At 38.9% G+C, this 11,256-nt stretch carries 12 protein-coding genes; 4 read left to right on the plus strand and 8 right to left on the minus strand.

What is annotated here, in order from left to right:
* Positions 1-108 precede the first annotated feature (108 nt).
* Both Q0081_RS08755 and Q0081_RS08760 read right to left on the minus strand, forming a co-directional pair.
* Complete coding sequence (locus Q0081_RS08755; protein ID WP_298351569.1) at positions 109-969, minus strand: DNA cytosine methyltransferase; 861 nt, start codon at positions 967-969, stop codon at positions 109-111.
* Positions 966-1,931: a DNA cytosine methyltransferase gene (locus Q0081_RS08760; protein WP_298351572.1), complete on the minus strand. Its 966-nt coding sequence runs from the start codon at positions 1,929-1,931 to the stop codon at positions 966-968. The genes Q0081_RS08755 and Q0081_RS08760 overlap by 4 nt, the downstream gene beginning before the upstream one ends.
* 143 nt (positions 1,932-2,074) lie before the next feature.
* Here Q0081_RS08760 and Q0081_RS08765 point away from each other — a divergent pair, with 143 nt between their 5' ends.
* Genes Q0081_RS08765 through Q0081_RS08775 form a run of 3 tightly spaced genes read left to right on the plus strand, consistent with a single transcriptional unit; the run spans position 2,075 to position 4,240 of the window.
* Positions 2,075-2,326 (plus strand): hypothetical protein, encoded by a 252-nt coding sequence (locus Q0081_RS08765; RefSeq protein WP_298351575.1) that lies wholly within the window; start codon positions 2,075-2,077, stop codon positions 2,324-2,326.
* Entirely contained in the window at positions 2,307-2,570 is a 264-nt protein-coding gene (locus tag Q0081_RS08770; protein WP_298351577.1) for a type II toxin-antitoxin system RelE/ParE family toxin, read from the plus strand. The genes Q0081_RS08765 and Q0081_RS08770 overlap by 20 nt, the downstream gene beginning before the upstream one ends.
* Before the next feature lie 11 nt (positions 2,571-2,581).
* Positions 2,582-4,240 (plus strand): UxaA family hydrolase, encoded by a 1,659-nt coding sequence (locus tag Q0081_RS08775; RefSeq protein ID WP_298351579.1) that lies wholly within the window; start codon positions 2,582-2,584, stop codon positions 4,238-4,240.
* Positions 4,241-4,283: 43 nt separating this feature from the next.
* Here Q0081_RS08775 and Q0081_RS08780 read toward each other — a convergent pair whose 3' ends face one another.
* Together Q0081_RS08780 and Q0081_RS08785 are read right to left on the minus strand one after the other, a co-directional pair.
* Positions 4,284-5,804: a hypothetical protein gene (locus tag Q0081_RS08780; RefSeq protein ID WP_298351582.1), complete on the minus strand. Its 1,521-nt coding sequence runs from the start codon at positions 5,802-5,804 to the stop codon at positions 4,284-4,286.
* Positions 5,758-6,027: a hypothetical protein gene (locus tag Q0081_RS08785; protein ID WP_298351585.1), complete on the minus strand. Its 270-nt coding sequence runs from the start codon at positions 6,025-6,027 to the stop codon at positions 5,758-5,760. The genes Q0081_RS08780 and Q0081_RS08785 overlap by 47 nt, the downstream gene beginning before the upstream one ends.
* 145 nt (positions 6,028-6,172) lie before the next feature.
* On the opposite strand from Q0081_RS08785, the gene Q0081_RS08790 reads away from it, so the two are divergent.
* Positions 6,173-7,006 carry a hypothetical protein gene (locus tag Q0081_RS08790; RefSeq protein ID WP_298351588.1) on the plus strand — a complete coding sequence of 278 codons (834 nt, stop codon included), beginning with the start codon at positions 6,173-6,175 and terminating at the stop codon, positions 7,004-7,006.
* 605 nt (positions 7,007-7,611) lie between these two features.
* Here the strand turns inward: Q0081_RS08790 and Q0081_RS08795 are convergent.
* From Q0081_RS08795 to Q0081_RS08810, 4 genes are read right to left on the minus strand one after another with little or no spacing between them, the layout of a single operon-like run.
* On the minus strand, positions 7,612-8,574 hold the full coding sequence (locus Q0081_RS08795; protein ID WP_298351591.1) for a sodium-dependent bicarbonate transport family permease: 963 nt from the start codon (positions 8,572-8,574) through the stop codon (positions 7,612-7,614).
* A gap of 28 nt (positions 8,575-8,602) precedes the next feature.
* Positions 8,603-9,949 (minus strand): dihydroorotase, encoded by a 1,347-nt coding sequence (locus Q0081_RS08800; RefSeq protein WP_298351594.1) that lies wholly within the window; start codon positions 9,947-9,949, stop codon positions 8,603-8,605.
* A 10-nt stretch (positions 9,950-9,959) separates the two neighbouring features.
* The gene (locus Q0081_RS08805) at positions 9,960-10,796 is read right to left on the minus strand and encodes a DUF6671 family protein (RefSeq protein ID WP_298351597.1); all 837 of its coding nucleotides are present in this window, start codon (positions 10,794-10,796) and stop codon (positions 9,960-9,962) included.
* Between the two features lie 10 nt (positions 10,797-10,806).
* Positions 10,807-10,983 carry a hypothetical protein gene (locus tag Q0081_RS08810; protein WP_298351599.1) on the minus strand — a complete coding sequence of 59 codons (177 nt, stop codon included), beginning with the start codon at positions 10,981-10,983 and terminating at the stop codon, positions 10,807-10,809.
* Positions 10,984-11,256 lie beyond the last annotated feature (273 nt).

Consider the following 11,256-nt stretch of genomic DNA (forward strand, 5'->3'; position numbering starts at 1 on the left):
GGAAGGCAATTATACGTAATTTATCCTTGGGGAGAAGGGGGATACCCCTTCTTTCTCAAAAATATTACTTCTCTTGCCCTCTTTAAAAGTTGCATTTACTCCTTGAATCTAAGAAGTTTTTGTACCGTAAAATTTGTAATTAATTGGGAATGATTGAATTATAGCTGTTTCTCTTGGAGATAACCTCCTTTTATTGTTGGGGTGGTGATGCACAACCACTCCTCCTTTTTCATCACCACGAGCCGTTATAGTTGGCGATGGCATATCTGGGTTTATAACTCTATGACCTAAATATCCATTAAATCTTAATTTATATTTGGAAGCTTCATGATTTTCAAGATTGTGTAACTCTTCTGGATGAGGAATATTCTTTAAAGCATCCCCAATACTTACCCATTGCTGTCTATCTTCAAATAAAGGAATGCCATTGAGCTTTTGATGGGTAGATTTAGGGGGGAAATTGATATTAATATCCAATCCTTTTCTTTGCCCAAATATCAAAACTCTTTCTCGCGTTTGAGGTACTCCATAATTGGCGGCATTTAAAACAGAATATCTTACATTGTAACCTATTGCTTCAAAATCCTTGCAAATGAGTTCAAAAATTTTACCTTTTCCCAAACTCAAAATACCCTTGACATTTTCGGCAATAAAAAAAGATGGCTGTTTATCTTTCAAAATTCGTACAAATTCTAAATATAAAAAATTTCGTTCGTCTTGTTCATTCCTCTGTTGATTTGCAAGTGAAAAACCTTGACATGGAAAACCACCAATTATCATATCACAATTAGGTATTTCACAAGAGGGAACTTCTCTAATATCCTTACACTGTATATGCTTACTAATATTGAGTTTGTAAGTTTCAACAGCATCTTTCCATAGGTCATTAGCCCATATTACCTGATGCCCAGCCCAAATAAAGCCTAAGTCAAAACCTCCAATACCAGAAAAGAGAGATACGATTTTCATACTGCTAATAGTGTTTTTTTATCACGTAAGATTAACTCACTTTTCTCAATTTTTCTAAATTCTTCTCCGATTTTCAATGCAAACTTTACGGCAACAGCATTCCCTATCTGCCTGTATTGGCTTCCCATAGAACCCTTAAATTCAAAATCCAATGGAAACGTCTGAATGATAGCACTTTCACGAACTGACATTCTTCTGTGATTTTTGGGGTGCTGAGTAGTTACATTTCCTCCCGTATCTTTTGCTAAAATAGTAGGTGAAGGTTTATGAGGGTCTGTTTTCCGATGACCGATAAAGTTACGGTCAGTCACTTTGTACTTAGAATAGATATGATTTAATAAATCATGCTCTTCTTCTGGTTCGGGAATACTTTCCAGAGCTTCGCTGATTGTTACCCATTTATTGGGAGTAATCAAGGAAGGCTTTTGAGAATGAGTAGGTTGCGGAAATGGAAATGTACCTTGAAAAATGTCATTCCTGATGCCTATGATGATTACTCTAAATCTATTTTGTGGAACACCGAAATCGGCAGCGTTAAATAGACGATAGCTTACCTTATAACCAATACTTTGAAAATCATTGATTATTGTCTTTATAGCTTCTCCTTTGTCAATACTTAATAATCCTCTGACATTTTCTGCTACAAAATAGGAAGGTTGCTTATCATTGACAACTCTGACAAATTCACGATATAAAGTATTTCTTTCATCTTTTATATCTCTATTCCTATTTGCCTGTGAGAATCCTTGACACGGAAATCCTCCAATAACTATATCACATTCAGGGATTTGACTGGTCGGAATGTTACGAATATCATCAAGAACAAAATGATTACCGATATTATGATGGTAAGTTGCTGCACAATCCTTATTGTAATCCGTTGCCCAAATAACTTCATGCCCTGCTTGTACAAAACCCAAATCAAAACCTCCTGCACCGGAAAATAAAGAAACAACTCTCATAGAATATCTATAAATTGAAATGTAAAAATACACAGATACTGGAAAAAGTCTAATGTATATTGAATGCAAAAGTAAACACAAAACGCTGAATCGCTTTTGATAGAAATCATAATCTCTCTAAATTTACCAAAAAACAAAAGACAATGGCTGCACCGGCAACTCTCCGAAAACAACGCCTCATGCTGGACATTCAGGTAACTCCTAAGCAAAAAAAGGCTTTGATGAGCGTACTCAAGGCACTGGATATTGAAATAAAGCCTCGCGAACTTACGGAAGAAGAAGAGGATACTGCCCTGTATTTGGCAATGCAGGAGGGAAAGAAAGAAGGACGGTTGTCAGATCAGGAACAAAGTGATTTTTTGAAATGGATGAAAGATGCTGTTTCAAACCAATAAATCCTTTGAACGAGACTTAAAGAAAAGTCCCGTTTCGGTATTCAGTGACGTACTTCTCGTATATAATCAAGTAGCTGAGGCGTCGGCCGTTAAGAATATTCCCAACCTCAAAAAACTTTCGGGTTATAAAAATGCTTATCGAATTCGGATAGGAGAGTACAGCATTGGTCTTTATTTAGAAGGCGATGTACTTGTATTTGCCCGAATTTTACCCCGAAAAGAGATTTATCGCTTTTTTCCATAATTCACCTACGTATGTTACATAAAGTCTTAAAAGTAAATGTAAACGATAATGTCATCGTTGCGCTCCGCGATTTAGCAGCGGGAGAAGCTGTTGATTTTGAAGGCGAAAGCTATGTATTGCCGTATACTGTTTATGCCAAGCACAAGTTTGTAACCCAAGACTTAGCCATTGGTGACCCTGTCATGATGTATGGCGTGTTGGTGGGGCGTGCTTCGCAACCCATCAAACGAGGCGAGCCCGTTACTACGTATAATTTAAAACACGATTCGGAGCCGTACAGCACAGCCAAGCGCCAACCTTACAGTTGGACGCCGCCTGATGTGAGCAAATGGGTAGGCAGAACGTTCAAAGGCTATCGTCGCTCGGATGGTAAAGTGGGGACGTATAATTATTGGTTAGTAATACCCTTGGTTTTTTGCGAAAACCGTAATGTATTGACCCTAAAAGATGCGTTTGAGCGCGAGTTGGGCTATGCCCAGCCCGACCTGTACCGCGACCAAGTGCGGGAGTTTCTGCATTTGTACCAACAGGGACAAATAGATGTTTTGAAGAAAATTGAACCCTTTGCTCCCGTTGCGGCTATAGATGCTTCAGTCATAACAAAGCGTCCATTTAAGAATATAGACGGCATTAAGTTCCTGACCCACGAAGGCGGTTGTGGCGGTACGCGGCAGGATGCGCACACGCTCTGCTCGTTGTTTGCCTCGTATGCCGTTCACCCCAATGTGGCCGGGATTACGGTGCTGAGTTTGGGGTGTCAGAATTCGGAAGAGAAGATTTTGATGGACGAAATTCACAAACGCAGTCATCATTTTGATAAACCGTTGTACATTTTTGAACAGCAACAGGGCACCGAAGCTGAAATGATGTCAATGGCCATCAAGCAAACATTCTTAGGACTGATCAAAGCCGACAAACACGAGCGTGAAGAGGTTCCCATTACGGAATTGGTAGTAGGTTTAAAATGTGGAGGCTCGGATGGTTTTTCAGGAATCTCGGCCAATCCCGTCTTGGGGCAGGTATCAGATATTCTGGTGGCCTTGGGTGGAAAAACATTGTTGGCGGAATTTCCCGAACTGCACGGTGTAGAACAGGAATTGTTGAATCGTTGCGTTACGGAAGAAAAAGCGGCTAAGTTTGAAAGACTCATGCGTGATTATTCGGGCAAGGCCGATGCGGTAGGTTCGGCGTTTGCATTTAATCCTTCGCCCGGCAATATCAAAGACGGACTCATCACCGATGCCATCAAATCGGCGGGTGCCGCCAAAAAAGGGGGTTCGGCCCCGATTCAGGACGTAACTAATTACACCGAAATATCATCCGAAAAAGGCCTGCAACTCGTTTGTACTCCGGGCAATGACGTAGAAGCCACTACGGGAAAAACCGCCGCCGGTGCCACGGTCATTCTGTTTACAACCGGTCTGGGAACGCCAACGGGCAATCCGATTTGTCCCGTGATGAAAGTCGCGACTAACTCGACCTTGGCTAACAAAATGTCAGATGTGATTGATTTTGACTGCGGCCCCGTCGTAACAGGAGAGCAAACCATTGCCCAAAATGCCGATGCCTTATTGGAAGAAATCATCCAAGTGGCGAGCGGAAAACTTACTCACGCCCAGCGTTTGGCACAGGATGACTTTATTCCCTGGAAACGAGGCGTTTCGTTGTAAAAATTAGACCCTAATCGTATAAAATCGCTTAAAGGGTCTGTCTTTATTTCTTAAAAACAGCTTTCTCTGCCAACTCAATATCCCGCATGACCTGCGGACGAAGCAATTCCCAAGAAAATACCGTAAAGTTCTCTTTGTAGTTTTGAGTCGCTACGTGGGGCGTAGGGAGGTATCGATTTTTGGTTAAAGCCACTACATTATCCCAGTGAGAAAGGGTAATTTTTAACATTTCAACAGACTTCTTCTTTTGCGATTCATCACCCGTTTGGCGGTACAGTTCCAAAGCGACACCGGCCCGCAGTTTTTCGGCAAAATACAATCCTAAGTACGCCCACGTGGCGGCATCGTCCAGTTCCGAGGTAAGTGCTCCCGATTGTTTGGTTACTTTTTTACGCAAATCTGCGACCAATTGAAGCACGTTTTTGCTGTCTTTTTCGGCAGAATCCGCCAACGCAAGCGGTGAAGTTTGAGCGCTTGTTTTTGATTGCAGTACATTTGCCACGTAGGCAGGAATGGACAGTAACTGTGGATCCAGCGTTTCGTGATAAATAAATTCGTCAATCGAAATAAAGGGCGAAGAACGGTCAAAAACGCCCTTGGAATCGGAAGGCTCAGCTTCGATAAAACCTTCGGAATACAGCGTATAATCCCACGTAGAGCGGTGAAAAGACGCCAATCTCAAGGGAACATTACTTGCCAGTTGATAAGCTTGAAGCAACGGTTTTCCAATCCCTTTTCCGTATTTCAGGTCAAAAGCAGAGGCAAAAACAGCGTCGGGCGTGGTAGGATTGTACAGCAATCGCCCCCATGTTTTGTAAAATAACCATTGTTTTTCAAAGGCGTATTGCCACGTTTTTACGGGAGAATTTACCTGTGAATAATCTTTGGCAGGAATATAACCCTCTGAACCAATGAAATAACCATTGACGTAATCGGGGGTATTAGCGGCAATGTGTTTTCGGATAAAATCGGGTTGCCCCCAACGCAGAATGAAAAAATCTTCGTTCCGAATCATCCATTGAATGTGGTAATTAGTAGGAGAAGGTGTCCAAAAACGTTCGTCGAGTTTTCCCGAATGATAATCGTGCGTAATGGCCAAAGTGGGCGTCGAATGTCCGTGCGACCAGTTGAACTTAATTTCTACCAAAGCAGGTTCCGAGAGATTGGCGCGGTCAATGACGCCGCGCATGGCCATCGGGTCACCAGCTAATACCGAGCGATGCAGGAATTTAACGGGGCGTTTGGCGGCTTTCATGCCGGCCACAAAGGTGCCTTCAATCCAATCTTCCCGTTCCTGCGGTGACATTTTGCCGTCAAATGTTCCCATCCAATCGGCGAGTGTGACGCCGATGCCCGTCAAATCTTCGTATTCATCAATGAGTTGCGTGACGGATTCTCGTGTGTAGCGTTTCACTAATTCCGAACGGTCATTGTATTCTTTGGCGTTGTAGGCTTTGGCAAATTCGGGCGACACCACGATGTTCCAATTGACAATGAACGTTTGAATGCCGCGCTCTTTAGCCATCCGAAACAGGGCTTTCCAAAAGCGTTGCCAGTCCTTCATTTCGGGTGTACGAATAAATGCAGAGCAATACTAAATTAGCCACAAAAAACGATGGACAAACAAAAAGCGACAGAAATTCTACTTTCCAAGTTAGATGAATGGGAAAAAATGCCCAAGCCTGATGGGTACTCTTACGAGAAGAGCTTCCTTGAAGTAATGCAAGGGCTTCAAAAAGAGTTACTACAACTAAGCATTGGGGAGTTGCCTCAAGATCGGAACTCAAAAAAAAAGTTCAAACACAAGTTGGGGAGTTAGTAGTCAAGAAGGATCATCTACTGGCTCCCAAAGGCAGTTTTCGTCAAAGTGCATACTTGCAGGAGAGTGCCTTACTATTAGGTCAAGGCCATGTTTATGCGCAATCAAGCCAATTGCTCAAACGCCTTTGTGGTGTAGATTTAAGTGGGAAGCAAATAGAGAACCTGTGTCATTATTATGGGCAAGCGATAGAGGATAAATGTATTGATAAAGAAGTAGTTGAGAAGGTTGAATCGTTGCATTATGCCATGGTAGACGGCAGTTATATTTTAAGTAGAGAAGATGGGTGGCGAGAGACAAAAGTAGGTCGCGTTTTTAAGGCGAGCGATAATTTTTCCATCAGTGATAAACGGGTAATTATCAAGGAATCAAACTATGTGGCATACGTAGGAGAACACACGGATTTTATTGAAAAAATGACCCCATTGCTCAATTGCCTGACTTGCCTTGTTTTTATTGCAGACGGTGCGCCTTGGATATGGCGTTGGATCACTGATAATTATCCTAATGCTATTCAAATTCTGGACTTTTATCATGCTTTCGAGAAAATATGCCAATGGGCTACGATAATCTTTAAAGATAAAGAGGAACTTGACACATGGTGCCAACAGGCAAAAGAGTTACTCCTCAATGATGAGATCAAAGAAGTTATAATACAAATACAAAATATTGATTGTCAGGGCGATAGATTAGAAAAGAAAAATGCACTCTTAACCTATTTAGACAATAACCTGCATCGAATGACTTATAAAACGTTTTCGGATAAAGGCTATCTGATTGGTTCCGGTGCCATTGAGTCTGCTCAAAGAACAGTAGTGCAGCAACGACTTAAACTTTCCGGACAACGCTGGACGCTAAATGGAGCACAGCAAGTTTTAAATCTGAGAACAAAAAACCTTAGTAATCAATGGGATGAGGTAATTCAATTGGTCAGAATGGCCGCTTAGGAAGCAATCCTGCATACATTCGTACACCCGTTGAGTTTCTTTCAGGGCACTTTGGAAAAGATTTGGATAGGGCACTAAAAAGCGAGTGAATGTAGACAGAAAAGCATATTACAATGTATCAAAAGAACATTATGATAGACAAAACTGAAATTTCAGCCAAACTCCCCGCTGTTTTTGTGGAGCCTGCGCCTCGGTAGAAAATGCTCACTCACGGAAAATTTATCGCCGTAAATTAAAGACGATGAAATTTTGCTATATTACGTCTGTGAAGGGCAGACGTGCATGATGTCATTATCGGCCGCGTATTTCAACAATACTGGCACGTCGTATGTGGTACCGACTTAACCTCTGGAATTTTTTATTTCCCCACCCGTCTTGTCAAGAATAACAGTTGAAATGTCCTTCCAAACAGACTTATTTACCCCTTAGTACCCACAAAAAATAACCCTTAGAAGAAGCAATAGGGTAGATAGACCTGTGAGGAAATTAGGAAGTAAAAAAAACTGTTGAGAAAGGTATAAACTCTTTTGCAAACTTTGGTATGTGTGTCAGCTTACAGCGGTTTGAAAATGTGCTTGCACCTATATACTCACTACAAAGTTGATTCAGGTATTTTGAACAATTAAAAAATAAATAGGCATTCCAATTGTTATATTTATAGGGAAGGTTACTGCAAGAGCCATTGGCAAGAAAAGTCCAGGATTTGCTTTAGGGACAGATATTTTCATAGCAGCAGGGACTGCAATGTAAGAGGCACTTGCGGCTAAAATTGAAAATATAAATCTATTGGTTATTTCTTGAGTTACAAATGAGCTTAATAGTGCAATTAAACAGCCGTTAATTAGTGGAATTAAAATTGCGAAAATAAGAGGAAACCATCCGAATGAAAAAAATGCTTTTAGCTTTCTACCACTTGTAATACCCATGTCCAAAAGAAAAATAGCAAGAAAGCCTTTAAAAAGATCGTTTGTAAATGGTTTTATTCCTTCTGCCTGTTTAGCATTAGCTACGTATCCAATAATTAAACTTCCAAAAATTAGTAATACGCTACCATTTGTAAAGGAGTGTTTTATAACTGTTCTTTTCTTGAATGTATTAGACTCTTCACTGTTGAATACTGATATTAACACTAAGCCAATAATGATCGCAGGTGACTCCATCAAAGCCATAATCGCTACCATGTGCCCGTGAAGTGTTAATTGTTGCGATTCGAGATAAGCAACTGCAGTCACAAAGGTTACTGCACTTACTGAGCCATACGCTGCAGATATTGCACCTGCATCAAATACACTCAGTTTTCTTCTCAGAATAAAGAATGTGTATAACGGAATAATTAATGAAATAAAAATACCAAATATCATTGACCATCCAATTTCGATTGTAAATGTTTCGCCAGATAATTCCTGCCCACCTTTAAAGCCAATTGCAAATAACAGATAAAGTGAAATAAATTTTGATGAATTAGGAGGTATTTCTAAATCACTTTTTAAATAAACAGCAACAATACCCAACACAAAAAAGAGTAATGCAGGATTTGTTAAATTATCAATTAGTAAGTTATAATTCATGTTTTTCTATTCTTAATTTATTGTTTAATTATCTTATTTTTGAAAATTTCAGCCTTGTACCTCGCCAAGTTTCATTGAACATACCACTGTCATACACCAAATTCCCATTTACCAACGTTTTGACAATCTTACTTTTGAAACATTGATTTTCAAATGGAGACCATTGGCATTTGTAAAGTATATTTTCAGGGGTTACTTTCCATTCATTTTTTAAATCCACTAAAACTAAATCAGCATAATAACCTTCTCGAATATAGCCACGTTCTTTAATTCTATAAATCTCAGCAACATGATGGCTCGTTTTTTCAACTAATTTTTCAATACTAATTTTGCCTTGGTGAAATAATTCAAGCATTACAGGTAAAGCATGTTGAACCAAAGGCCCTCCTGACAAAGCATTGAAATACGTGCCGTTTTTTTCTTTAACTGTATGTGGAGCATGGTCTGTAGCGACAATATCAAGTTTATTTTCTAAAAGAGCTGCTAATAATCCATTTTTATCTTGCTCAGTCTTTACAGATGGATTCCATTTTATTTTAGCACCAAGCCTTTTGTAATCTTTATCCGAAAACCAAAGATGATGAACACAGGCTTCTGCTGTTATCCTTTTTTCTCCAACAGGCAATTTATTGTCGAATAAATTGGCCTCTTCAAGAGTTGATATATGAAATATATGTAATCGATTATTGTGTTTTTTAGAAATTTCAAGAACACGTTTTGTAGCAAATAAACAGGCCTCCTCGTTTCTAATTAAGGCATGAAATTCAAATGGAATATTGTCTCCATACAACTGACGATACTTGTATGTGTTATTTTTAATTATAGCATCATCTTCGCTATGCAATGCAACCAAGGAGTCTGTTCTTGAGAAAAGTTTTTCTAAAAATTCAGGATAATTGGCCAAAATGCCTTCGTCATTATTAAAATATAATCCATCATCAGTTATTCCGCAAACATTTTCATTATCCGTTTTTAAGGCATCTTCTAAATTATTTTGATTGATTCCCATAAAAAAGGAATAGTTAGCTAAAGATGTTTTTGATGCTCTGGTATACTTCTGCTCTAATAACTCTTGTGTTAAGGTATTGGGTAACGTGTTAGGCATGTCCATAAATGAGGTAACGCCACCAGCCACTGCTGCTCTTGATTCAGAATAAATAGTTCCCTTGCGTGTTAAACCTGGTTCACGAAAATGCACTTGGTCATCAATTACTCCAGGCAGCAAATACAAGCCTTTGGCATCAATAATTTCTACATTACTCTCTGATAAGGTACTTGAAATATTTTCAATTCTTGCTCCTACAATTAATACGTCTGCTATTACGGTTTTTCCTTCATTAACTATAGATGCTTGCTTGATTATTTTTTTCTTCATATGTTACTTTCTATGGATTACAAAAGTCACAATACATTGGGTCTTCAGTAAGTTTACCTTTGGGATATTTTTCCTCTTTTATATAAGAGCATTTCTGACACGAATAAATATAGCTCAAAGTACTATGAGTTGGAAAATTACATATTTCGCAAGGAAGTCCTTGTGTTGTATCGGTAATTCCAAATCCTGGCGTCTTACATTCGGGGCAAAGCGTATTAATTTTAGTTGCTAATTTTTTAGTTGCTTTCTCAATCACTTTCATTCGAGTAGGGTTATACATTGCCCTCATATCGGTTTCAATAAAGGCTGTCCCATAACTCGAAATAAAGTAATTAAACTTGTTGTATAGCTGTTCAGCATTTGTTATTCCCTTTACAATTTCTGAAAAATCATCTTTAGCTTTTCTAAGTATTAAACCATGCGAAGGAAAATTTGTATTGGAAGCAAAATCGTTGAGTTCCTTAGATGTTTTAATATTTGAACCATTAAAATTTGTCTCAGTGCTTAGTTCTCTTACTATAATTTCTAAATTATTTTTTTTATCGAGAAAAAGTAAGAATTCATCATCGGCAGGAACAAAATAAATAGTAGGGTGCGGACCAAAAGAACCCTCGCTGGCAATGGCTAAATCACAATTAGTTAACTCCATAGCCATAAAACATTTGTTTCTGGCTGTAGTTATAGGGTCGTCTTTTCTTTGAACTTCGTTTGTAAAAGTTCCCAGTTCATCAGTATCTAAATTTGATGGAACAAAGCATTTTACACCCAATTCTTGTTCTAAAATTGGAGCAATCACTTTTTCTTTTTCGTGTTTGGTTGCTATTAACAAATTTCTTCCGTTGAACATATTTACTTTTTTATTTATCGACTTTACTATTTCTACTATTATCCGATAGATTAGAAGGTACAAAAGCTCCTGTTATTATTCCTAAGGAGGCGAAGAGTTTACTATTAATAACATCTTTAGTTATTAATGCCATTACTATTAGTCCAATCATTAGTGCCAAACAAAAGTAGGTTTTTATTGCTTTCATTTTTATTCAGTTTTAATACTATTTATGATGTACGATTGCAATCTGCCGCCTCGGTCGATTTGTAAAATACTGATATACAGTAAGTTATTTGACCAAAAACACGTCCGTATCGGGGCGCCGCTGCGACGCCCGTGCGGCACGAATCTTAGAATTGAATGGGTGTAGGACAAGTTTATTAAGCCGCCATTTTTATTAAATCGGTTACTTTATTGCACTGATTTTTTTTAAAAGCGACCCTAATATTAGCTACTTGTTGCAAACCTGTTTTAGTCC

The organism is Runella sp. (genome assembly GCF_027484545.1).
GTDB lineage: Bacteria > Bacteroidota > Bacteroidia > Cytophagales > Spirosomataceae > Runella.